Annotated in this window: 21 protein-coding genes; 1 reads left to right on the plus strand and 20 read right to left on the minus strand. The window is 42.3% G+C overall.

Annotated features, from left to right (window positions below):
* Positions 1 to 331: 331 nt before the first annotated feature.
* On the minus strand, positions 332 to 544 hold the full coding sequence (locus tag V1498_RS11825) for a hypothetical protein (RefSeq protein WP_409293867.1): 213 nt from the start codon (positions 542 to 544) through the stop codon (positions 332 to 334).
* Between the two features lie 550 nt (positions 545 to 1094).
* Here V1498_RS11825 and V1498_RS11830 point away from each other — a divergent pair.
* A complete protein-coding gene (locus V1498_RS11830; RefSeq protein WP_409299261.1) occupies positions 1095 to 1340 on the plus strand; it encodes a hypothetical protein in 246 nt (81 codons plus the stop codon).
* 180 nt (positions 1341 to 1520) lie between these two features.
* On the opposite strand, the gene V1498_RS11835 is transcribed toward V1498_RS11830, so the two are convergent.
* The 19 genes from V1498_RS11835 to V1498_RS11925 form a co-directional block, all read right to left on the minus strand.
* On the minus strand, positions 1521 to 2357 hold the full coding sequence (locus V1498_RS11835; protein WP_409293869.1) for an STAS domain-containing protein: 837 nt from the start codon (positions 2355 to 2357) through the stop codon (positions 1521 to 1523).
* A 353-nt stretch (positions 2358 to 2710) separates the two neighbouring features.
* Positions 2711 to 3184, minus strand: coding sequence for a cyanase (gene cynS / locus V1498_RS11840; RefSeq protein ID WP_409293870.1), 474 nt, complete (start codon positions 3182 to 3184; stop codon positions 2711 to 2713).
* A gap of 18 nt (positions 3185 to 3202) precedes the next feature.
* Positions 3203 to 4045, minus strand: a complete 843-nt coding sequence (locus V1498_RS11845; RefSeq protein ID WP_409293872.1) for a formate/nitrite transporter family protein — start codon at positions 4043 to 4045, stop codon at positions 3203 to 3205.
* A 2026-nt stretch (positions 4046 to 6071) separates the two neighbouring features.
* A complete protein-coding gene (locus V1498_RS11850) occupies positions 6072 to 8618 on the minus strand; it encodes an Ig-like domain-containing protein (protein WP_409293874.1) in 2547 nt (848 codons plus the stop codon).
* Positions 8619 to 9071: 453 nt separating this feature from the next.
* Positions 9072 to 9644 (minus strand): Ltp family lipoprotein, encoded by a 573-nt coding sequence (locus V1498_RS11855; protein ID WP_409293875.1) that lies wholly within the window; start codon positions 9642 to 9644, stop codon positions 9072 to 9074.
* Positions 9645 to 10209: 565 nt separating this feature from the next.
* Positions 10210 to 10512, minus strand: a complete 303-nt coding sequence (locus V1498_RS11860) for a DUF6092 family protein (protein WP_409293877.1) — start codon at positions 10510 to 10512, stop codon at positions 10210 to 10212.
* Complete coding sequence (locus V1498_RS11865; protein ID WP_409293879.1) at positions 10484 to 11014, minus strand: nitroreductase family protein; 531 nt, start codon at positions 11012 to 11014, stop codon at positions 10484 to 10486. The genes V1498_RS11860 and V1498_RS11865 overlap by 29 nt, the downstream gene beginning before the upstream one ends.
* Before the next feature lie 15 nt (positions 11015 to 11029).
* A complete protein-coding gene (locus V1498_RS11870) occupies positions 11030 to 11893 on the minus strand; it encodes an NADPH-dependent oxidoreductase (protein WP_409293880.1) in 864 nt (287 codons plus the stop codon).
* A gap of 29 nt (positions 11894 to 11922) precedes the next feature.
* Positions 11923 to 12867 carry an aminopeptidase gene (locus V1498_RS11875; RefSeq protein ID WP_409293881.1) on the minus strand — a complete coding sequence of 315 codons (945 nt, stop codon included), beginning with the start codon at positions 12865 to 12867 and terminating at the stop codon, positions 11923 to 11925.
* A gap of 14 nt (positions 12868 to 12881) precedes the next feature.
* A complete protein-coding gene (locus tag V1498_RS11880; protein ID WP_409293883.1) occupies positions 12882 to 13553 on the minus strand; it encodes an AroM family protein in 672 nt (223 codons plus the stop codon).
* A gap of 59 nt (positions 13554 to 13612) precedes the next feature.
* Positions 13613 to 14560 (minus strand): DUF1177 domain-containing protein, encoded by a 948-nt coding sequence (locus V1498_RS11885; protein ID WP_409293884.1) that lies wholly within the window; start codon positions 14558 to 14560, stop codon positions 13613 to 13615.
* Between the two features lie 23 nt (positions 14561 to 14583).
* Positions 14584 to 15645 carry a DUF917 domain-containing protein gene (locus V1498_RS11890; protein ID WP_409293885.1) on the minus strand — a complete coding sequence of 354 codons (1062 nt, stop codon included), beginning with the start codon at positions 15643 to 15645 and terminating at the stop codon, positions 14584 to 14586.
* 11 nt (positions 15646 to 15656) lie between these two features.
* Complete coding sequence (locus tag V1498_RS11895) at positions 15657 to 17285, minus strand: OPT/YSL family transporter (RefSeq protein ID WP_409293886.1); 1629 nt, start codon at positions 17283 to 17285, stop codon at positions 15657 to 15659.
* 124 nt (positions 17286 to 17409) lie between these two features.
* The gene (locus V1498_RS11900; protein WP_409293887.1) at positions 17410 to 18321 is read right to left on the minus strand and encodes a DMT family transporter; all 912 of its coding nucleotides are present in this window, start codon (positions 18319 to 18321) and stop codon (positions 17410 to 17412) included.
* Positions 18322 to 18389: 68 nt separating this feature from the next.
* Entirely contained in the window at positions 18390 to 19040 is a 651-nt protein-coding gene (locus V1498_RS11905) for an aspartate/glutamate racemase family protein (RefSeq protein ID WP_409293888.1), read from the minus strand.
* A gap of 162 nt (positions 19041 to 19202) precedes the next feature.
* On the minus strand, positions 19203 to 20729 hold the full coding sequence (locus V1498_RS11910; RefSeq protein ID WP_409293890.1) for a PucR family transcriptional regulator: 1527 nt from the start codon (positions 20727 to 20729) through the stop codon (positions 19203 to 19205).
* An 808-nt stretch (positions 20730 to 21537) separates the two neighbouring features.
* Complete coding sequence (locus V1498_RS11915) at positions 21538 to 22047, minus strand: DUF2867 domain-containing protein (protein ID WP_409293892.1); 510 nt, start codon at positions 22045 to 22047, stop codon at positions 21538 to 21540.
* Between the two features lie 32 nt (positions 22048 to 22079).
* Entirely contained in the window at positions 22080 to 22952 is an 873-nt protein-coding gene (locus tag V1498_RS11920; protein ID WP_409293893.1) for an RNA polymerase sigma-70 factor, read from the minus strand.
* Positions 22953 to 22969: 17 nt separating this feature from the next.
* Positions 22970 to 24133: an NAD(P)/FAD-dependent oxidoreductase gene (locus V1498_RS11925; protein WP_409293894.1), complete on the minus strand. Its 1164-nt coding sequence runs from the start codon at positions 24131 to 24133 to the stop codon at positions 22970 to 22972.
* Positions 24134 to 24169: the final 36 nt, after the last annotated feature.

The following is a 24169-nucleotide window of genomic DNA, read 5'->3' on the forward strand; positions in this document are numbered from 1 at the left end:
GTAACGTTTTGTATCGCGCTATTCTACCCGCAACAATGGCGTAACACCAACGCTTTATCACGTTAAAATATCGCAGGATATAAAATAATGTAAACCGTAATTAACGATATTTCCTTCGCAGTCCCCGGCGACATAACGTTTGGAACTCTCGGTATTCCTTCTCGTAAAGCTCCCGATAATCCTCACGTTGCTCCCATTTCCATAATGCCATCCGCGATATATTCAATTCACGGCAGACCTCCGTCTTGTTACACGAATCAAATACCTGGAGGAATATCGCTTCCTAGTGGCGGTGATCGAACGGCTGCCTGGTTCCGACGGCCGTCCGGCTTTACTTCGTTTTTCCATTCCTATCCTCTCCATTATCGCGATAACATGCGTTTACTGCGCGGGTAATATCTTCTAATACCGGATTGCCTTCCGCCATTTCCCTTTTGAACCATTGCCTGCTCTCATCCTCCGAAAGCTTCAGCAAATCAGAATGAACAATAACGGTCGAATTGCCGTATTTATACGTTTTTGAATACCGTTTCTTTCCTTCCATATGATCGCCTTCAATATAAAAACGCCAGCCATAAGGCCAGCCCTTATTTTTTATAACTTATTTTTATTATTTCCGGACGCACTATTTCGCTATGCACTTTCCGCAGGTGATTTAACGCTTTCCTTTCGGAACCCGCCGTCTGAATACCTACCCAATACCTCCGCAAGGTATAACCGCGCAGTCTCTTCCGGCAATTTATTTACGTGCTGCAGTATGTCCTCTAACCGCTTGCTCAACGATCTCCACCGCCTTTTTATAGACAATTCGCCGTGCCTTTACGAACCTATCAACTGTAGTTCCTTTTCGGGTTACAATCGCACCGCCCCAATCTGCCTTTAGCTGGTTTGTTTAAAAATTTGCTGGTTTATTTGTCATCTCGATTTTTCATAGCCTGATTACCAATTTCTTATTGGTTCAATTGGTCGGACTGAAACCGCTGCACCTGGTTCATTTATATCTCTTTTCTATTTTTACGAGTTTAGTGTTTATAGCTACCATTTAAATCCTGGTCACAGCTGGTGATAATGCAGGAAGATTTATTTGTATCATCCTGCTCGTTTTTCAATTCACACCGAGCGCAGGCACCTTTCCTGTGGAACTTTTGCCTACTACCCTTCAGAGGCTTAACTATGTATTGCCAATGACTTATACCCTACAAGGATTTCGAACTCTCATTTCCACAGGGGATTATGAAATTCTCCTCCAAGACATTTTAAGGCTTATGGTCTTTCTAGTCGTTTCACTATTGCTTACAAAATTGGTGCTAAGCATCCATAAAAGAAGACTAAAGGTGTGAAAAACAAAACCTCCTCAAGAAATGATTGTGGAGGTTTTTAACGGAACATTTTTAATTAAAACGCTGAACAAAATTGCTCATAATTCAAAATGAACAAATGGATCTCTTAAAATAAATAAAATGACCAGTCAATTTTTATAATGAATGAGCCTTTTTATTATTGATTAGAAGTATATGTGATTATTTTATAACTTCTATCGCTTTTAAAACAGATCCATACGTCTTAATCGATGAAAAGTCGATTCCGGCACTAATAGATTTTTTTGCTAAATCGGGACGAATACCAGTAAAAACCATTTTTACTCCTAACAACTGAAGAACATCATTTATTTTAAATAACTGACTTGCAACATATGTATCAATAGTAACAATTCCGGAAAAATCCATGATAAGGTATGCAAGCTTTAATCGAGAAATTTCGGGTACAACCCAATTAAAAATATGTTCAACTCTTCCAGATTCAACGTTTCCTATTAAAGGAAGAATAGCAATACCATCATGGATAGGTACAATTGGAGCCGATAATGCATCAATTGCTTTTTGTTTTTTAATTAACTCTTTTCCTCTTTCATCAATGACACTATCGGTCTGTCGCTCAAAAGCAAGTATGGTCTCAGTAACGGTTATATCGAGCATATAGTTAACACGTTTATTTATTTCAGCAGATTCTTCAAAGGTAAGTCCATGCTCTAAAGAAACCTTTGTGATTTGGTCTATAAGACCCAATCTAATTTGAGGATAACGCCCGATTATTCCTGAAATTCTGCCCCTGAGCGCCGCTGAACGTTCTGCACTTTTTCGACTCATTTTTAAAAAACCTTCTGGTACCTCATATTCATTTAAAGTTATGCCTTCAGCCGATAATGTGATGAACTCAGTGTAAACACTATAGTAATACTCTAAGTCTTCTTGAGAAAGTACGATCCCAAGTCTTTGGACAATATCATCAACGACTTTAACCGCTAATGAATCAGCATGTTCAGTTAGATAATCAGCAACCACTGAAAATGATTTCATAATTCTCCCCCATCCTTTCTTTCATTTCGATATATCCTTTTTTTTTAAATAAATACATATTGTTAGAATATCACATCCATTTTCTAAATTATATTTACTTTGTGCTGCACAAAAATTAAAAAACACTCTTTCCGATACTTCATTTGCTCCGGTCTATTCATTTATTTGATACAACTTCAGCCCCTTCACTCTGCTCGTTTGACTCTACCTTAAAATACTTGGTCGTTGCGTTCATCGAAACATTCCTCTATCATTATCCCTTACATTCTATCTTAACCGAAGGCATTTTGTTGCAAAATAAAAAAACCCGCACAAAGCGGGTTCCGACTAAACTGCTTTTCAAAGAACGATTTTCACCATTTTTTATAAGGTAGGAATTTCCCATCAAATGTCACAATTACACGGTCACCGTTCGGATCCTCCTTCTTTTGGATGTCCATCCGGAAGTCGATTGCACTCATGATGCCTTCCCCAAACATTTCCTGGATGACTTCTTTGAACGTAGTTCCGTACACCTGGTTGATTTCGTGGAATCTGTAAATCAACGGGTCGACGGGCACAGCCGAGTCCAAGGAGCCTTTCATTGGATACTGCTGAAGGACAGATGCAACGGTAGGGTCAACATCTAAAATCTTGACGAGCGTTAAAGCTTCTTCTTCACTCATCGTTGCTTGGCCTAAGATTGCCGCGGCCACCCAGGTCTTGTCCCGGCCAATTACTTCACTTAGTTCTTGATAGGTTAACCCTTTTTGCTTTTTTGCTGCCAAAAGGATCTGGGTCGCCTCTTTACGGTCTAAAACGTTTAGCTTTTCGATTACTTTGCTCATATCATATACTCCCTTTCGTTATCCATTTTTAATTTTTAATTCGGTAGATGTTACATGTGGTTCTGATTCAAATGGCCCTTTGACCTTGTGGGTATAATAAAAGGCTAAGCCTGCCATCAAAACACCACTGGACAAATTCCCCAAAAGGACAGGGATTTGGTTCCATAACCACCAGTCAGACAATGAAACCTGGGCTCCGGCCATGATTCCAGCCGGAATTACAAACATGTTCACCACGGCGTGCTCAAAGCCCTGACCGAAGAAGATCAGGATCGGAAGCCACATGGCAACAATCTTGCCGACGGTCGATTTAGAGGTCATCGCCATGATGGCACCTAATGCCACCATCCAGTTACATAGAATGGCTTTAATGAAAGCGGTGAGGAGTCCATCCACACCTTGGCTTTTATAGGCCAGGGTTTTGGATTCAGCCACTTTGATCAACTGCTCAATCATGGGACTTTCAGGGGTATGACCAAAGCTGGTGGTCGCAACTACAAACAGCCATGCGTACAACAGGCTTCCGCCCAAGTGCCCGGCCAATACCCAAAACCAGTTCGCGAGCATCTCGCTCATCCTTGCTTTCTTATCCAATAGGGCGGCCGGGATGAGGGCGAAATTACCCGTAACCAGCTCCAAGCCGAGCAGAATGACCATCACGAATCCAACGGGGAACAAAATCGCCCCTATTATCGGCATTTGTGTTTGTATAGATGCCGTGAAAGCGAGCGTGGTAGCATATCCTAGGAATACACCAGCCATCGCTCCGCGAACGATTAAGTCTTTCGGCGAAAGTTTCGCTTTGGCTTGGCCCGCTTTTATCATATTTTCGACAACATCACCGGGGGACACATAATCCATTATTCTCCCTCCTTTCTACATTTTTGGTGTTTGTTGGACACCTCTTGTAAAGAGAATACCGAATATAGATAAATTTGTCCCATACCGTGTTACATAATCTTACAAATACTTGTCCTCTGTATTTTTGACTTTGTAAGAGAAGTATAATCATAGATGAATCCGGCTGCTCGAAAATCAAGCCCGATTTTCCCTGAGCAAAAGTATGAATTTAGAGAAAATGTTGGAACGTTGCCCTTCAATAGCGAGGAAACAGGAGCTGAAATACTATGCGGAGCATTTTAAAAAATTAAGAGAGTACACGAACCACAAGGTTCAGATTGTACTGTATTACCTGCCCGGAGAAGAAAAGACCGTCAAATAGATTTTTGGCGAGATCCTCGGCAAAGAGTGCTGCAGGGTGACCTTTGAGGAAGGCCTACTGAGTGAATCAGTGAAGAATATCCGGATTATCCGGTTTGGACCTCATTTTTATGATTTTGATTATTCTGAAAGCCTTTAGAGAGATTAATACAGAATAAGTCTGAACCGGAACCTGAAAAATAAATGCAAGAGTTTTAAGGGTCCATTGCAATGTATGGAGCCTTATCTTTTATGTTTATAAGAGGTTGAACTATTGCACAATCGGAGGAAACAAATATGAACCAAATACTGAATGACCTAAAGTATTAGAAGTAAAGGATATTCAACAATTCCTTGGAATCTAGAAAAAGCTGTTTTCTTTCTGAAATGATGAAAATGTATAATAAATCTATTTCATAAAAAATCAACTTTTGTCCTATTTCAGAAAAACTACTCTTTGAATATCTATAAATATATTAAAAAAGGGGGTGAAATCTATGTCGCAATGCTTCGTTGGCAGAAATGATTACCCCATCTCCATACGACAAGTCTGTGATAGAAAAAAAAGGATTATATTTGAGGATTTAACTCAGAATCACAATAAAGTACAGATTATCGTTAGCCAATTTAATGAGATTGCTGGAGAAAGACCTTGTCCTATGACTGTTATTATACAAACACGAGGTAATAATACTCCAATTGAAAGAGAAATCGAAGTGTCTCCATTTCCTGCTAATCCTGACTTCTTTAGTGGAAGTATAAACTTACAGGTGGAGGACGTTCAAAGTGTAGCTATTAGATGTATTGGAAACCCTTCCAGTATGTGTACCGCAGAAGCCAACATAAATGTTACCTTCTGTATCTGCTGCTGTTAAATATATTGTAGTGCGGTAGAGTTTTCAACTTAAGGATAAGTCCGAAAAATGTGGGTTTACAATGAAAGGGAGTTTCAACCCAAAAAAAGTCGGTTTCCATTTCAAGAAACGACTTTTTTTATTTATTTTGTTTTTCATTCTTAAAAAAATTCCGCAAAGCTTTTGTTTGCACCTCGGAAATAAACCCATTAGGCTTATTCTTGCTGGTTTTTATTTTATTGATTCTGTTATGCGCGAGAATAATTAAGAGCTTATAACCTAATATTTAAATTTTTACAATGATCTCTTGAGATAGGTTAAAACATTAATGACTTTTATTTTATTTGATGGTTGGACAAATTACGTAACTTATATTTTTGCTCGTTAATAAGACTTTGATTGTTTTCTAAGTTGTTCAAATTGATATTTTACTGCATGTAATAACTGAATTCATGTTCTTATTCATCACTTCTACCAAATATCTAAGGGTTAACCATGTATTTTTTCATTCTTTCCACGACCATTAAGAGCAATTAAAAAAAGCACCCCGAAGAATAATTTATTGAAACTTACAGAATGCCAATACTGGTTCACCCACTATTGGCATTCTGTAATTACCTTCTTCGGATTCATACAATCAACCCAAAGATACTTTATATTAGTTACATTAACCTCGGGTATCTTTCGACTCCTCCAGTCTTTCAATCTCCTTACTATTAAAGAGAATTAAGATCCTCCGTTTAATTACTGGTCATGATAACAATTAAAAAGTAGTAACTGTCTTGACGAGCGTACCGCGTAAAGTGCCTGGTTTTTGCTTTCGAATGGCCTTTTTAATTCGACACCGTGACCGGCAGGCTTGTAAAGCTCTTTCCGCTGACGGTTGTCTCTACTGCCTTCATTACTTTTCCCACTGCCTGCCTCGGGATCGTAATTTTGTAGTTTCCAGAAGAATCTGCGAACCCCGTCTTGAGGAGAACCCCGTTGGAGTAGACTTTTATCTTGCTTTTTGAAAATGATTTTCCGGTCACATAGGTTGAAAGAGTGCTGACTGGGTCCAGGCCAGGCACATACAGCACTGTTTTCACAGAAGCACTGCCAGCATTACCCGCACGGTCAATTGCTTGAACGGAGATTTTCGTTCCATAGCGCTGCTTCGGGATGTGTACTGAAAACTTTCCAGCTGCGTCCGCCTTGCCTTGGGCGAGATATGCACCATTTTTCAAAACCTTCACACTCGATCTGCCCTCGGCTTTTCCGGTGACTGCCACGGATTGACTGTACACGTTATGGAGGACTGGAGCGGCTGGTGCGATCTTATCCGAAACCGTGACCGGCAGGCTGGAAAAGCTCTTTCCACTGACAGATGTTTCGATTACCTTCATTACTTTTCCGGCAGTTTGCCTTGGAATGGCGATTTTGTAATTTCCGTAGGAATCTGCGTACCCCGTCTTGATGAGCACCCCGTTGGAGTAGACTTTTATCTTGCTTTTTGAAAAAGATTTCCCAGTCACATAGGTTGAGCGGTTACTGACTGCATCAAGGCCAGGTACATACAGCACTGTTTTTACAGAAGCACTGCCAGCATTGCCCGCCCTGTCGATTGCCTGGACTGAGATCTTTGTCCCGTAACTTTGTTTCGGGATGCGGACCGCGAACTTTCCGGCTGCGTCCGCTTTGCCTTGGGCAAGATACACACCATTCTTCAGGACCTTCACAGTTGAGTAGGCTTCAGCTTTTCCGCTGACCGATACAGATTGACTGTAAACTGTATTCTGGACAGGTGCTGCCGGTTTTACCCGGTCAATTATGAACTTCATCGTCTGCCTGGCTGGAATTGGAGTGAATGCGTTTGTTTGGTAGGCGGACGAGAGTTTGGATGAATTCGGCGTTACACCTGTGTTGTTAGTTAGTTGATACGTTCCATCCTTGGTCACGGTTGTTTCCGCCGAAATGGTCTTGATTGTACTGCCGTCGGACAGGGTGACCGAGCTGTTTGATGGAACACCGATTTTCACATTTCCGTTAAAATAAACCGGGTCAATAGCCTGCGGGTCATTTACTGTCATCCACCTGTAAGAATTGTACTTATCCATTGAGTATGTCAGCAAGTAAATTCCGTTGATATTGGTATCGACCGAACCCTTCACGACGATGTCCTTTGTCCTATCCCCTTCCAGATTGGAGAAGAACCTGACTCCTGCCATCGGGTCAAACATGCTGCCTTTTTTGATGGCCCCTGAAGTGACTCCAGCGAACACCGGTAACACTTTTACCGTCGGCAAGTGGTCAGTAACTTCAACATGGGTTGTATTCCCGACCTGGTCCCTCAGGTAAATTTGTTCGATATAATAAACTCCATCTTTCAAAAATTTGGGAACCTGCAATTTTCCTTTCCATTGATTATTTGAGCTGGTGACAGTCAAGTTATCCCAAAAAGTATCATCATAGTTATAAGCTTCCTTTCCTGTGAATTGTACCTGGACTTGCGCAAGGCCAGAACCAGTATCCAACCCATTCACAACAACATTTAAGGAATCGCCGGGATAGAGCTCCTTCTTGTCTACAGTAATAGATTGGAATACAGGGCGGGTAGTATCTGTAATTGCACCTGAAATTGTCAACTGTGCTTGAGCTAGTATAGGGAACCATTCGGCCCAATACCTATTTTCATTGCCAGCTTTATCGGTCAGGAACAGCTTTCCGATATCGTAAACACCGTTCCGTGTAAACTTTGGAATGGTTATTTCCGCCTCATACTCACCAGTTGCACTGTTAAGGTAAATATCACTGGAAAGATCAAATCTATTCGTTTCAATATGCCTAAGAGTTAAAGAACCATGCGACAAACCTCTTCCTTCTTCTTTATAGCCGATGGTGACGATCACTTTGTCACCAGGCTGGGCAGACGTACTGCTAAGCTTTACCGAGGTAAGCTCTGGTGCAGTGGTATCGGCATCTCCGCCGAGCGATTTAAAGCGCAATTTTGATATCAAAGGCGAACTGGTGTCATAGATTTTTGCATTGCGTGCATTGTCATACAGCGTTAAAACCGATACATGCCATTCCCCCTGGATTAGACGACTGTCGGCGCGATACGAAAATTCATACGTATTATTCCCGATATACCGCATCGTGCTGGAAAAATTCTGGCCGGAACTGTGCATTAGTTTAATATCGGCATCAGGCGCAGGTCCCGACTCAAAATCGTCTTCAACCGTAAACTGCATGGTGATGGCATCCCCAATCTGGAATTCATCCCCGCTGATTGAAGTGGATTTTAGAATAAGCGGTGTTGTATCGGTATCCGCATTTGCAGGCACCACTCCAGCCAGGCTTAAAACCAGCGCAAACAAGAGAACCAAACCCTTTTTAACCATTCACACAAAACTCCTTTTCAGATAATATTTTCCTATTTTTATAGTATGTGATAACCGTTTAAAAATATAGATTGTATTACAGAAAAAGGGTTCCCATATATTCCCTATATCTTTTGTGGTATTTCAAGGACAAAGTGTTTGTTCATGGTGGGATTGGAAATATGCTTGATTTTAGGTTCCCAGGACAAAACGCTGCTTTTTGGGAGGGGAAATGTCTTTGGATTAGGCCTCACGCTGTTCATAATATTTTTAAAACCACGTATAAAAAATTCGCAAGTTAGCATGCTAGAAAGGACAAAAAAGACACTCGTTAGGAGTGTCTGTTGTCTTTCTTTTATATAGGTCTTAACTTTCTATTTTTGACCAGGTAAGCTGTTCAGCAGTTTTACATATGCCATTCTCATATTCCTTAAGGGCAGTGTACAGCTTGTTATTGAAGGAACTAACTTCAAATTAAAGCCCTACCTGATCAGCACCATAAGTAGCTTCTTCTGTTGTGAACCCATCAAACTTTAATTGATCAATGAGGCTTTGACGTGAGAATGAAGAATAGTCCATATAATCTTTTGCTTTCTGTCCAGCCTGTTCTTTCCAATCAGCAGTAACATGTTCTACAGCAAACGTTGCGTCAGCATTAGAAAACTTATCGAACTCTAATTGCTTAACAAGTCCAGTTTTAGAAAAAGCAGTATAGTCAAGGTAATCATTAGCTTTATCAAGTGCGTTTTCCTGAGATACCGTCATTTCAGGTTGTGCGGGTGCAGCTGGTTCTTCTGCTTGAACTGGTTCTTCCTTAGCAGCTTCCTTAACTTGCTTTTCAAGTTTGTCAACGACCTTCTGCGCTTCATCAACTTTCTTTAATTCCTTAACAGGGTCAGTCTTTTTCTCAGCTTGTTTTGTGGCAGCAGTATCAGAAGTGTCAGAAGATCCACCTGAACCATTTGCAATAGAAACTATGATAATCACAGCTAGCACCCAAACCCACCAGCGTTTATAGAAAGGCTTCTTTACTTTTACTTTTGTCATAACTTATATCCCCTTTATGTAAGTTTATATCTTGAAGCGAAAATAATTGTAACATTTGTGTAATTATTTTAATATATTAAAAGAGCTTAAAAGCATGTGTAATTTTTACCAATATGTATACACAGCTTTTTCTACAACCCCCTAATATATTTAGGTGCATTCACTTATAGAAAAAACTACTAAGGATGCCCCTTAGTAGTTTTTTAATAATATAGAAATCAAATTATACTAAAATAGTTAAGTATCAAAAGGAAAAAAATACTGCACACCCGTTACCCGTAAGCACGCCATTTCTCCATTTCCTTTATTGCTTTCTTAAAAGCCATTCCGAGTAACAATCATTTGGTGTTCAAATTCATTACACATTGAGAGAAAAATCAAAAAAATATTAAACTTAGTAGCCCTCAGTACGATAAAAAAATGTACGGGGATGGCTGTCTTTACTTAATTGACCGTTTTCTGTAAAGATTCTTCTACTAACTGTTTTGTGGCCTTCGGTATATTAAATTCTACCTTAATGGTCAGGTTTTCAGTATAAAACTGAACACGCAGAGTGCGGCTGCGCCTATTTGATGTTAACCAAATTCAGTATGGAATCATCAATGGCCTTTCCAAATCCCTCTTTATCTGTCATGGCACGCCATCTGTTTTTTCTGACTGCAGAAAGTGCGTCGTCAAGGACTTCATCTTCTATTCCCACTTCTTTCAGCAGGCGGAGTGCCCTTTCCATTGCATCTACCATTCTCATCGCACCGTAGCTCTGAGGCTCCCTATAGAGACCTTTGGCGCTAGTCAAGGTATAGGCGACATAGTCACGTAGATGTTCAATCAATTCTTCTTTAGTCTTTGCAGCTTCCATATTGGTCATATGAGATTACCTCCTGTGCAGGTTTGCTCGTTTTAGGCCGCGGCGGCTCGTCCGTATACCCCAGGCTGATCAGAAGTTCCGGTTCAACTTCTTCCGGCAGTCCCAATATCTGTTTGACAGCCTTCGGATGAAAGGATCTTACAGGACAATTAGCGACTCCAAGTGAATGTGTGGCCAATAGTATATATGCTGCTGCAATTCCAAGATTCACAAACCGAAGAACCTCAGCTGTATCAGCCCCGCCCCGGATGTGCGCCTCTGTCCCGTTGGAGCATAACACGACGATTGCAGCCGGCTCTCCTGATAACCCGGGTGCAAACCGTTTAAGCCGCTTGATTTGGTCTTGTTCTTGCACAATAACAAAATGGGATTCCTGTGCATTGCTCCCTGAAGGACTACTTAGGATAGCTTGTTCGATTCCCTCGATAATTTCTGACGGAAGTGCACGCTGATCGAATGACCGGGCACTGCGCCTTGATTTAACCGCATCTAAAACTTCCATTTTTCTCACCCCGTTCTACTGAAATGAAAAACCCCGCTCTTCCAGGACTTCCCTTAGATTTTCTCTTAAACTTGCAGAAGCAGCTATCGTTTCAGGGCGAGTGCATCTCCGTGCAGTATGCTCTCGCCATCCATATTCAACCCCGTGTTTTTCAGGCTCTCCTGCGAGAGAAACCCTCCGCCCACCATACGTTCTTCGTGAAATCATAATCTGGTCATACTCTGCCAAGTTTTCTTCAAGATTTGTAGTTGAGTAAGTCTCATGATGGACGGTTACTTGTTCGGGAAGCCGTGGTTTTACCCCTCTTCTAACTCCCTCCCGTTCAAAGCCAATTGCTAATCCTGAAATCGCAAAAACTCCCTCAGGAAGACCAAGCTCCTCGGCCACTGCTTCAGGATCGTTTCTGATCGACCCGACAGGAACACTGCCGAGGCCTAGCGATTCAGCGGCGACTATGGAATTTTGCAGGGCCAGTGCTGCATCGACAGCAGAGAGAAGAAACATTTCGAGCGTATTCGCAGCAAACTTATATCCCTGTGATGCCGTTACATGCTTTAACCTATAGATGTCTGCACAAAAAACAAGAAATGCGGGTGCTTCACTAATGAAATGTTGGCTGCCTGATAACGCTGCCAATTTACCTTTGCGTTGTTCATCCTGAATGATGATGATGCTATAAGCTTGCAAGTTGGATGATGTAGGAGCACTTCTTGCTGATGTCGTGATGGCTTCCAGCATTCCGGTGGAAAGGGGTTTTGGCAGAAATCCCCGAACCGACTCATGGGCGGTAAGGAGCTCAATCGTCTGGTTCAAAATATTCTCCGGCAGGGTAACCCCTTCCAGATCCAATCGTGTAGCACTATTAAGTGTCTTACTCAAAAGAACATCCCCCTTGGTATGCACAAAATCTATTTTAATTCACCGTTTTCCATGTTCAATTGATCATCAATATAGATATTTGGCTTTTTAACGACTCCATCAATATGCACACCTGCTGATATTGTGCCACCAAACGTGTCATTGCTGCCAAAAGCCACATGAATGGTGCCATAGACTTTCTCATCTTCCAGGACAACTCCGGTAATTCTGGCTTTATCATTCGTGCCAATTCCGAATTCTCCAAGGAGCCTGCCATCGCCATCCCCTAAGATCTCAAGGAGTTTGCCGCCTGCCTCTCCTTCAGCTTCAACAATCCGCCCATTCTCAATGGTTAACAGTAAAGGAGAATCTAATCGCCCTATTCCCGCAACAGAGCCGTCAATCAGAATGCGGCCGGATGCGGTTCCTTCAACAGGGGCAATATACGCTTCCCCAGAAGGAAGATTTCCGGATTCACCGGGAATTAAATACAATCCTGTGCTCGGTATTCCATTACGGCCTGCAATGGAAAAAGACAGAACATAACCGTCTTTTTCAATACGGACTGTCTTGCCGGCAGTGAGTAGTTCTGTAACCCTTTCTGTTAAATCTTTAACTTTTGAATAATCGGCTGAAATGGCCCCTTCTAGAAACATATCTTCTGTAATCCCCGGCATTGTGGCTATTCTTGCCCCTGCAGCGGCAGCGTTCTTGCGCGCCTGTGTATGAGTCAATGAGTGTTCGGTTATACAAATGACAACATCCGCCTGCATCATGGCAGAGGCAATGGGAGCCGGCGGTTCCTGGCCCGATCGTTCTCTCTCCGGCATGACCATAAGCACCGCTTCTGCGCCCAGCCGCTTTCCTGCTTCATACAGAGATTCGGCAAGTTCCTTCTTCACATCATCTGTTACCACTACAAAAGCTTCCTTTTCCTGTAATCCAAGGCATTTTTCCAGTACATTCCGACTAATTTCAATCATTTGCTCATGCATCTTTACCACCCTTTTCAAACCATTTCTGATACTAATTTTGCCATCATGGCATTAGACAGGATGACCGGCAGACCAGTTGATTTGGCCACCATGTCTCTTGCCTTCTCTGTGTAGCCCATGCAATCCAGCAAGATAATGTCAACCTCGTCTTTTAGCTCATTTGCAGCTTGTTCAAAGCTTTCCATATCATTTTTATAAGGTGAGGCAACCCCAAAAGCAGGATCTAAACCGAATGGGGAATACTTCGGCTGCAGAAGGTCCTTTTGCTCTTCGAGAGGTACGATCACCCCAAATCGACGATTCCCGACCAGTGCCTTTACAGTTGGAGGAATAATATGATCTGGTTCAATCAGATAGGAGCTCTTTGTTTTGAGACCCGGAAAAACTCCTGTACAAAGTAAAAGAATTTTAGTTATGCCCATTTCCTCAAGAAAATCAATTTTCTGCTGTAAAAGAGGTTTAATTTTCTCACGGGACATGATAACGGATTCATCAGTGACCAGCCTTGAAGTGAGTACATATTCATTCATTTCTGGATATAAGTTCTGCTCGATATATTCCTTAGTTAGTCCGTCCAATGCACCAACTTGGACCAGTTCGGCACGGCCGTCGAGATATTTCTCTAAAATTGGAGCTATATCACTGCGCGGCGCCTGGCCGATTGTAATCATCCCTAGTTTTTCCATGTTTTCACGCCCCTGTTTTTCAAATACAGAAAGAGGGAGGGTTTCCTCCCTCCATCACCTCACTGATGAGAAGCCTTTTTGCCCATCGTCTGCAGCATTTTCATAGAACCATAGAGCTCTGTGATCCTATTAAATTCATTGCTGCTATGGAGCTCGCAAGTGCCATTAGTCGTTTCTTTAGCAACTTCAACGGCGAAACGGACAGCATCCGCAATATCCGTCTCATGGCTGGCACCTGTTCCACATCCAGGAACGATCGTTTGAGCCGTTATCGCTACTCCTACTACAGGAGCATCTGTCGCTACCGCAGGCTGGAGAATCGAGTTAATATGGTAGAGATCGTTCCCATAAGGGGTAATATCCTGCATAGTAATTGGGAATGTAACCGCAAATTGTCCTGTTGTCATTTCCATGATACGGAGTAGATCATCGCTGACACGAAGGATGTATCCTTCTTTTACGGTAGGAGATATGGCGATCCCTTTATGGTTGATTACCCGGTTCCCTTTGGTTGTATCAATTGAAAGAATGGCATCCATTTCAGCCGTTACTTCGTATTTATTCATCGTCAGGATATCTACTGGAGAATCCATAAAGTCTACGGGTTCATGTGGAAGAGTGGGAGCATCAGGGCATATATGTGTTGTAACAATCACGTCACCCTTCAGGCTATCCCCTTTCGTTTGCATTTCAGCCAGCTTTAACGCTGATGCAACGGCTGCAACAGCACCGTCAGCATCGGATACCAGACCGATACGGCTTGGGCGGGCACCGATGCCGCCAAGCCGTCCGATAATTCCAAAAGTAGGTATGCTGCCACCCTTTGTTTTACCGTTTGTACCTGGAATTACGATCTTTATAAAATCCGTGCTCCCTTTTTTACCAGTGACCGTCGTAACGGTTACCTCGACATCCGAAAACTGATTGAATAATTCTTTAACATTTTCTCCTGTTACATACCCACTATCTAATGTTTCCAGCACTGTTAACGTTTGCTTAAGTACCATAAATAAGCTCCTCTCTAGTAAGTTTAAAAGATATAAGGAATGATAGATTTTTTGATAATCTCTTCAACAGGTTTCATTAACTTTTCATTTCTCATCGTACTGCTCAGGATCAGATTCTCCTTTGGAACCGAAATGACAGCAATTTGCTGGCCTTTTTCAATCGCAGCGGATACGATTGGTTTTCCCGTTTTCGCATCCAGCGTCATAATCAAGTCTGGGAATGTTCCAAATCGATCGCCATTTTTTTCAATGGTCATATATTCATTCCAAAAGGTCATTTCATAGGAGTTATTAATTGTCACTGTTCCTACGTCAAAGCCGCCAGTCGTTTCAATGATGAAATCTGTAACGTCTCCTTCTGCAACCACTTTACCGCCCAGCTTGCTTACGACAGCTTGAATGGCTGCCTCACCCTTATGGCTTAACAGTGCTTCCCCTACCTCAATCGCCTGCTGAATGGCTCCAGCAGCACCATTTGCCTTTGCATATGCCGCCGAAACAGGATTTCTTGCAACTGCTAACAGACCACCTGCTTCGATCGATGCTTTACGAATGACAGTTGATGCCTTGTCAAGGGAACTTGAGATACTTAATTCCATATAGTTAGAACCTTTTCCACCGACTGCTGCCTGATGGGATACATAATCCGGCAGCTCGGATAAATTCATCGATCCCATCGAGCCTGTTGGATGTGCCCGCCCATTACATGGAATATCGATTACTGGAATGCCTGTGACGGCCGATTGAAACCAGCCATTCACTGAAGTACCCGCACCGTTTTCGTTTGTAATGATGCCTTGGATTGGACTTCCGATCTTTTGAGAAAGAATATCCAATGCTTTCGCATAATGAATCGGCTTCACATACTTATCTTTCGCAGCAGGTGCACCAACCAGAGACACGGTTACAAGTAAATCCTCATCTTGCAGTTCATCCACTGTAATAAGCTCAGGCTGGCCAATTTCAAAAGCAAGCTTGCCGATTTGGAGACCATCTTCAATCCAGCCTCCGCCTCCTCCGCCGAGGACTGCTCCACCGTAAACTGCATACTCTACTGCTTTTTCGTCTAGTCTAATTTTTGCCAAATTTACTCGCCTCATTTCCCAATCTTAAATACTGAATTAAAGAAACTGAATAATGCATCACCAGCAATAAATCCTGCTGCAAGAATACTCATTGGTGTATCAGCTTCTTTCCCTTTTGCTTTCTTCCAGATCAAACGGATCAAGATCCCTGTTAACACAGCAAAGCCGGCATAAGGAGTTAAAATAAGGAGACCTGTTGCAAACAGTACACCTAGCTGACGGCTTGGACCGCCAATCAATTGGAGAATCGCTCCTGGGATGGCCCATAGCAATAATTGTCTGGCAACTTCTGATGATGCTCCAGCCTTAATAGTAGAAACATACACTGCATCAATTGGCGGTACCAGGTTTTGAGCGAAATAACCTTTAAAAGTCACAAGAACAGTCAGAAGGGCAATACCAAATGCAATCATGGCAGTAATATACTGCTGTTTTCTGCCTTCCTTCTCATAATCTCTGTCTTTCCCGTTTCCTCTCAAAATATGACCCGCTTTGAAGTCATAACCCATGTCCGCGAATGCCGGACCGGTTGCTGCGCTAAATCCAGCAAGTAAAGCAAGTGCCAGTGGAGGAAAACCAATCATCATCCCAATCAGAAGGGTAATAAAAGCAACCGCGAATGCTGGAAACCAGCCGGAATGCATCGCAGCGATCCCTACGATTAATTCATGGACAAACGCAGCGAACGCAGCGAAGAATAAGAATCCAATCAGCATTCCAGGAGACATATCGGTTATAATACCTCCTGTCAGAGCAATAACAATCGCTACGACGAGATAAGCGGCGAAACCTAGTAATAACGCTCTTTTTGCCTCTTTGATTGGTCGTGTGAATGTTAATTCAGCATCTGCCGCAGCTTCAAGCGTCGCTGCGACTTCCTTGGTATCAGGCGCTGCTGAACGTTTTTCTTTGCCAAAAATCAGGATGGAAACCTGTACTAAAGCGACAATTCCCGCACCAATCATGATGCCATGTGGAATGTAAAGAGCATTGACATCTACGCCAAAGAATGGAATGGAGTATTGACGGAATAAAAGTCCAATACCAAACATGGAAAGGGCCCATATATTCCCAATGAATGCTACCCCAAATGCAGACATCGGAATATGAAGGAATGCACCCAAAATACCGATTCCTGTACCAATACCGAGAAGTCCTGCCCGCTTTCCACCTTTGTCCCCTGCAAGAATGGCTTCAGCCGTTGCGGCTCCAGGCGCCCATGTCCCGGCAGCCGGAAAAAGCTTAGAATCAAATAATTTGTAAAGGACGGCTGCATCTACAAACATGGCTAAAGCAGCACCGATCAGCATTGGAATAATCAGTTCCGGAGTCCCCATTAGAAAAGGGATACCAATTGGAATTAATAAGCTGTTTGCTGCGCCGAATGTTGCTGAGGATATCGAGGTTTGCACCAGATTCTGCCGGTGGATCGATTTATACTTTTTAAAAATCGTAATCGGGATTCTGGCAATTAGCATGGCAATAAGAGCACCGATGATCGAGGTGTTCGGTGTGACACCTAGGGTCGTGATTATTTGCATTCCTATAATCGCACCAAACACGGCTGTTACGGACGTCAAAATAAAAGCAACCGGCTCAAAAATACGCGGATGACCTTTTTCTTTTTGATCGTGATTCATTTAAATACCCCCCAATTGTTTTTCCCCTAAATCAAATAGCTCCTATAAAGCTATAGTCATCCTAAGGATGCTTGCCCTCTTTGAATAACTTTTATATCCATTTGGTACATAATAACAAGTCCGTTTATCTCTTCGCTGCTTGTTCATCGGCTGTCAGCATGGATCCCGTTTGTTTTTTCTTGTAAAACCCTATTTGGATGGTGCTTAACAGAACACCAGCGAAGACAAGTGCGGCACCAATCATTTGCACAACCGTTACGATGTTGTGATAGATCCAATAGTCGAGCAGCATGGTCATCAGCGGCTGAAAATTCAGAACAATTGCCGATTTGGCAGCACCAACCGTGCTCATTGCATGATTCCACATCATTGTGGTCACTCCTTGACCGATGATGACAGACAATAAAGCAAATACCCAGAATTGCACCGAATGTGACCATTCGATATCCATGCCAATCACAAACGGAGCAAACATGAGAGCACCGATGAAAAAGCTATAAGTGGTAATGATCATTGCAGGCAAACGCTTGGCCAGCATTCGTACAAAAATCAGGTTGCAGGCAAATGTTGCCGTCCCCCCCAGCAGCAGTAAATCGCCAAAGTTAAAAATGATTTTTCCTTTAACTGATAAAACAAGATAAATGCCTGCCATGGCGATTAAGCTTCCGATAATCATTCTTCCTGTAATTTTCTCTTTTAGTAAGGCGCCAGCCAGCAGCGCTGTAATAAGGGGAGCAAGGCTGAAAATCAAGGAAGCATTAGTGGCTGTAGAATATTTCAAGCCGCTAAAGAGAAAGATTTGGTTTGCCACCAGACCAATCAAACCGGCCAAACACAGAATAACGATTTCCTTCCGCTGCAGTCGAACAAATGATTTAGTGACGAAAGCCATAATGAAAAAGAAAACGGATATAACGGTCAGACTGAAGGCTGAGAGAAATAATGGCGGAAACTCAGAAAGCAAAAACTGCCGGGCCAGATAATTACCGGCCCATATCAGGACGCAAAACAAAAGAATTGTATAAGACCTTGCCAAAGGAAAACCTTCTTTCAAAACATAAGCTTAAGGCAGGCTCACCGTTCTGAAGGGAAGCCGGCCAGCTATTAAATGGTTTGAAGTGACTGACGGAGCAGCAGTGATGCAAATAACCCTTCTGCCTCTACAGCGTCAATGATCGGAACATCTACTTCTTGGCGCAGGACATCCGCAAGACCAATTGTTGAGAAACCCGTGCAGGCAAAGACAATGACTTTTGCCCCCTGGTCCAAAAGGGATTGAACAGCCTTGAGTCCATTTTCACGGCCAGAAGGTGTCATTAAATCTGTCGTATTGCCCACTCCCTCTGGGCTTGCATAGCCAACAAGCAAGTCTCCAAGCAGATTTCTGATGACTGCTGGAGGTGTGTCTGTGATGCCAAGTACACCTACTGGCTGTCCTAAAGCCAAAGCTGTAAGTGCAGCAGCACTTCCCGCCCCGATGACAGGAATGGATACTTCCTTTCGAAGCTCCTCAATGGCTGGATCTGCAGCACAGCTGATCACCAAAACTTTTGAGCCTTCTTTTTCCAATGTTTTTCCTAGCTCAACGATTTTTGGCACAGCTTTCTCCTCAGTCTCATCATTAAAAATGCCTAATGGCTGATCTGGTATGCATCTGTTTACTGTTGGCAGGTCATAACAATTTGTGATCACTTTTCCATGCTGTTGAAGTACTTCTTGATCGTCTGTTGTAAATACGCGAATTACGCCAATCATACGGAACGCCCCTTCCTTAAACTGTCAGCATTCTAATTTCCGAATTGAAAGAAAGTTTTGAATGTTGTTTATTATTCTAAATATTTAATAGGCGATCAACAATGTCCCCTGCAACCAAAAAAAAACAGAGCCTGTTGTGCATCCAGCACAACAGGCTCTGTTTTAGGTGGTTGTTTTAAACAAATGATAAAAAATGCATAAGAAATAGACAAACTTTTGACGGAAGCTATCGATTTTTATGTCTGCAATCTCCTCGATCCTATCCATTCGATACTTGACCGAATTACGGTGTATGAACAGATGTTTGGCTGTTTCAACTAAACTCCCGTCCGATGATAGATAATAAAATAACGTTTTTACAAAATCTGTCTCATTATCTCTATCATATTGCCACAGCTTCCCAATTTTCCTTTCTATTGCCTTGTCCATATTGACGCTCTCCGAAGCTTCCAACAATAAATTAAACAGCTCTATTTCTTCAAACATGAATACTTGCTGGGTCTTATCCAGGCTAGAACCAATCATGATTGCTTTCTTGGCTTCTAAATAGCTTCGCTGAACTTCCCATAACAGATATTTATCTCCAAAGCCAACTCGCAGTCCTTTGAACTGTCTAAACAATGGGGTCAGGATTTCATTCCATGTTTTCCTATTCGCTCGAGGCAAATGCAGCTGGTAAGGTGATGAGAGCATAAGTACTAATCGGCTTCCTTGTTTATGGATATGCGAATTATTGGCATGCTGCTGAAACTCTTGCTTCAATATCCCCCCTAATTGGCGGCGCATGGGAAAATCCTCATCCATGATATCTTCGCCCTCAATGATCACAATTTCCCATGCACTTTCAGGAGTCAGGCCTAATTGTCTGCCTTTATTGACAACCTCCTGCTGGGAAAGAGGCAAGCCGGTCAAAAGCTCCTCAATAAAGTCACCTCTTAAATTTCTTTCCGTATCCAAGGCCGTTTTTCTTCTCATTAATTCTAAAGAAAACACAAGTCGTGCCTGTTCGACACAAACCATATCCATCTCATCTAATAATTCTTTTTCAATTATGAGTTTCCCTACCGTTTGTTTATCCACGGTAATATCCCAAAAACGAATATCGGGTGATGGGATATAAGCATCGCCCTGAGGGAAGGAAACAATGGTTTCACCGGTTTGGTCGAGGAGCCAAATCTTTGATTCCAACAATAAGCCTATATTATCTGAGACTGCTTGAATCCCGCTGTTCTCCAGTACCAATGTCGTTAATTTTTTATAAATTTCCTCGGATCTTCTCAACAGGGAAGCCTGCTTATCGATAATTTGTTCCATGACCGCTTGAATGATATCTATGTATGCAGCGCCGCTGGGAAGCTGGATAATAGGCAAATTAAAGTCATTGCTGATCTGTATCATTTCAACGGGCATATCCTGTATGTATTTTTCAGGTTTGATCGCTAAGGCTGCGGCGCCGGTATTAGCCAATAGCTGTACCAGTTTTGGAAGCAATGCAGGATCATCACGAATGGCATAGGCCGTTGTTAATAACAACTCTCCTTCCCTCAGCCAGCCCTTCACATCTGGTACTTCCATAATATCTATATACCGAACAATACGATCTAATCCCTTTTCTCCGCTAATGACCTTTGCATCCTTCAATACAGGAAGGCGTAGCAAATCACTGATTGTAATTCCTGCTGGGTTCATCTAGTCACCTATTTCATGTTTAATAAAAGATAGAATCAGTATAACAAAAGCTGAGTCTTTATTATTCTTTTTGACCGATACATTATCTGAATAATTGACCTTTTAAATTATGCGCCATTTTTTCTAACCTGATTAGTTAATTGAAAAGACGAAACATAATGCCCGGGTTTCAGATCCTGAAAAGGACGTTACCTTCTCTAGCCAATCAGAAAATGTTTTCTGTAAAGAAAAAATTGTCTACCCAGCTGCGTTTCATTTTACATCACTTATACATTCACTGCCGCCTCAATGAGGAATTATATCAAACTACCTTGAAAACGCCCGACATCCATCTGTTTAAAAATATAAATGCAATATTTTTTTTAAAAGAGCTTAAAGTGTTTTCCCAGGTTTTTTCAAAAAAAGACCTTGCCCGAAGACAAGGTTAAAGTATGTACTTGAACATTATTGTTTTCAGAAGATAATAAGACGAGAAACTTTTGAATGATATCACATTTTTTAACGTGCATAATCTCTCCCAACCAAAGTAGTTGTGTAAATGGGGCCCGAAAATGATCAGAAGCATAAGAACTCCCCTCCGTTGATAAAAATTCTCAAGCAATCTTCCGAGGAACACCCGTAGGTTATTTCTTATTTTGTCTTGGAATATTGAATTCCACTTTTATTTTAGCTTACCTCCTGTTCCTCCGGCGCATTAAATCCAGCTCAATCAAGAAAGTCTTTCTCAGCTTGATATAATCTAAAACTTCTGTTCCTTAACCCGCTGTTAAAAGTATCAGCGGGTTTTTTATACGCGTATAGCAAGAGCTTACCAGATATATTTCATGTTCTTCAGCATCGCAGGCACGATCAGTTTATGAAATCTTTTTACGATGAAAAAGTACGATTTCCCAACCCAATTATTATAATAAACAAGAGTCGAAACGGTTAGGTAGTTCGAATCATTCACTTTCTCCACAAAAATAGACACACGAAAATCCAAATGCCGGTCATCCTCGCCCAGTACAATCTCATTTGGACTGCACTGCAACACTCGGAATATCCCTATCTTGCCTCCCTCTTCAATTATTAAATTTTCTTTATTCCGGCTGGAAGTCTTTAACCCTATTAAGCTTACGATTTGATTCCGCACATTCATTAGGGTATCTACCCAGGAAGGAGCAGCCGATAAAAACTCGATGGCTATATGCTTAACGTCAGCATCCCCTTTATCAGGCAGTAAAACCCGATAGGCATCGTAAAAGTGTACCTGGGGCAAGTATCTGCTGGCTATCGATTTTTCCGGGATAGGCACCTTTTTCACCATATACGTTCTCACTCATGAGTTCCCCCATCCATAAGTCACTTTCATTAATCATATAGCTTCACATGCTGTAATTTATCCGGATTCCTCACTATATAAATCTTAGAAATTTGTTCGTTTTTCACATGAAAACAGATGACTGTTTTGACATCGTCATCACCCTTAACCAATAATCCGGTCTGCCCATTTACCTTTACAACCTGAACAATAACCTGCTGCTTATCGTTTTGTGACAGCAGGTTTTTAATGAACCGGACAACCATTGCCCTTTTGCTCACTGGCTTTAAGGCAGCAAATACTTTTCCGCCGCCATCGGCATACAGGATAATATCCTGACATACTAATTCTTCAATCTTCTTCATGTCCCCCTCATTCAATGCCCATACGAAGTTCTGAATAATTTTATCTGTTTCGGGATCATTCGGTGCTTTCATATCTTCTTGAATCATTGGGAATTTTTCCTTTACCCGGCTGAATATTTTTCTGCAATTCACTTCGCTCCGGTTTAACATTTGAGAAATCTCCGGATAATCGTACTGGAGTACTTCCCTGAGGATGAAAACGGCCCTCTCGACTGGTTTCAGGTTTTCCAGAAGCATCAGGATGGCAAATGATATAGCTTCCCCTTTCATCACCTGCACAATGGGGTTGTTATCATCCTGGATCAATGGTTCCGGAAGCCAGGGGCCAGGATATACCTCCCGTTTATGTGCAGCTGATTTTAAATGATCTATACATTTGTTTGTAACCATTTTACAAAGATACGCCTTCACATTTTCCACATTTCCAATGTTTTTTTCTCCTGCCTGCACATATACATCATGAACGATATCTTCTGCATCCGAGACTTTGCCGAGCATCCGGTAAGCGATTGAAAACAAAAGCGGCTGGAATTGTGAATAAAGGTTCTGCAGTTCCATGGCCCCGCCTCCTTCCTTCAGTGAATTATACTCGCAGCATTCCATGTATACTCCCTTATTTTCAATGCCAATTTACCTGTAAGTACGAAATCTGCACCCCATTTATTCGCCCATACAAACGCATCGTTCGGCCCGAGGCCAATACAAAGAAAATCAGGGAAAGTACGATGGGAGACTGCTTTTGTGCCCTGTATCCCGGCCTTTATGATTTTAGCAAGCCGCTTCCCATGGGAAATGGCTTCCTTGCAGCTCATGGCTGCTGCTTTTCCACTTACGGGATCCACCACATGGATACAGTCCCCAATGGCATAAATAGAATCACTTTCTTTGGTACGGTAGAATGGATCCACCATGACTTTTCCTTGTTCTGTCACAGTGAGACCTAAAGATTGGAGACTGGGATGTGGCGTTACACCGACTGTCCATACGCAGGCATCCGCCTCCAACTCTGTTTTGTCTGTGAAGGTAATCTTTCCATTTGAAAACCGTTCTGCCCTTTTATTATGGAGAACGATCACTCCCTGTCTCCTCAGCCTCTGTTCAAGACGCACACTAATTTTCTCAGGAACTTCCTCTAATACTCTCTGTTTGTTGTTAATAAGTACTATTTCAATGCTCTTCCCACCCATTCCTTCTTCTTCAATATCATTTTTCAGCCACGAACACACCTCGCCTGCCGTTTCAATTCCTGTAATTCCACCACCAATAATGGCAACCCGCAGCGTGCCCTTTGGCGAAGCTGTCAATTCCAATAACTCCTCCCTGATCAGCTGCGCATTATGCAGATTACTGAGCGTTATTCCTCCACACTCTTCATTCACTTCTTGCACTACACTGCCCAGGGCAAGAACCAATCGGTCAAAATGCAGAGGCTTTGCTGTCCCATCTTCCCCCGTAATATGAACGATTTGTTCTTTAGGAAGAACTGATGATAATTCTCCCGGAATAAATTCTACATCAGGGCCGCAGTACTGTTTCAAAGGAACCTTTAGATGTGACACATCCTCCCCAACGATTCCCTTAAATAATGTCACCTTTTTAAGATGGAACGCATTTTTATCAACCAGGATAATCCGAATCCTTCTGGTTAACTCATCCCGAAACTCTTTCTTAAGTGCCTGGATATGGTTGATTCCGGCATACCCGCCGCCTATGACCACGATGGTCATCACTTTCTCCATTTTTTATCGTCTCCTTTTTTTCTAGCTGCTCATAAG

It is taken from the genome of Paraperibacillus marinus (genome assembly GCF_046237605.1).
GTDB classification, from domain to species: domain Bacteria; phylum Bacillota; class Bacilli; order Bacillales; family DSM-1321; genus Paraperibacillus; species Paraperibacillus marinus.

Bases quoted from the DNA above. Each gene is read 5' to 3' on its own strand.
- V1498_RS11925 (WP_409293894.1), bottom strand. From the start codon at position 24,133: ATGGAGAAAGTGATGACCATCGTGGTCATAGGCGGCGGGTATGCCGGA.
- V1498_RS11865 (WP_409293879.1), bottom strand. From the start codon at position 11,014: ATGGAAGTTTTAGATGCGGTTAAATCAAGGCGCAGTGCCCGGTCATTC.
- V1498_RS11875 (WP_409293881.1), bottom strand. From the start codon at position 12,867: ATGCATGAGCAAATGATTGAAATTAGTCGGAATGTACTGGAAAAATGC.
- V1498_RS11855 (WP_409293875.1), bottom strand. From the start codon at position 9,644: ATGACAAAAGTAAAAGTAAAGAAGCCTTTCTATAAACGCTGGTGGGTT.
- V1498_RS11825 (WP_409293867.1), bottom strand. From the start codon at position 544: ATGGAAGGAAAGAAACGGTATTCAAAAACGTATAAATACGGCAATTCG.
- V1498_RS11835 (WP_409293869.1), bottom strand. From the start codon at position 2,357: ATGAAATCATTTTCAGTGGTTGCTGATTATCTAACTGAACATGCTGAT.
- V1498_RS11885 (WP_409293884.1), bottom strand. From the start codon at position 14,560: ATGGTACTTAAGCAAACGTTAACAGTGCTGGAAACATTAGATAGTGGG.
- V1498_RS11845 (WP_409293872.1), bottom strand. From the start codon at position 4,045: ATGGATTATGTGTCCCCCGGTGATGTTGTCGAAAATATGATAAAAGCG.
- cynS (WP_409293870.1), bottom strand. From the start codon at position 3,184: ATGAGCAAAGTAATCGAAAAGCTAAACGTTTTAGACCGTAAAGAGGCG.
- V1498_RS11905 (WP_409293888.1), bottom strand. From the start codon at position 19,040: ATGATTGGCGTAATTCGCGTATTTACAACAGACGATCAAGAAGTACTT.
- V1498_RS11860 (WP_409293877.1), bottom strand. From the start codon at position 10,512: ATGACCAATATGGAAGCTGCAAAGACTAAAGAAGAATTGATTGAACAT.
- V1498_RS11895 (WP_409293886.1), bottom strand. From the start codon at position 17,285: ATGAATCACGATCAAAAAGAAAAAGGTCATCCGCGTATTTTTGAGCCG.
- V1498_RS11880 (WP_409293883.1), bottom strand. From the start codon at position 13,553: ATGGAAAAACTAGGGATGATTACAATCGGCCAGGCGCCGCGCAGTGAT.
- V1498_RS11920 (WP_409293893.1), bottom strand. From the start codon at position 22,952: ATGGAACTGCAGAACCTTTATTCACAATTCCAGCCGCTTTTGTTTTCA.
- V1498_RS11850 (WP_409293874.1), bottom strand. From the start codon at position 8,618: ATGGTTAAAAAGGGTTTGGTTCTCTTGTTTGCGCTGGTTTTAAGCCTG.
- V1498_RS11910 (WP_409293890.1), bottom strand. From the start codon at position 20,729: ATGAACCCAGCAGGAATTACAATCAGTGATTTGCTACGCCTTCCTGTA.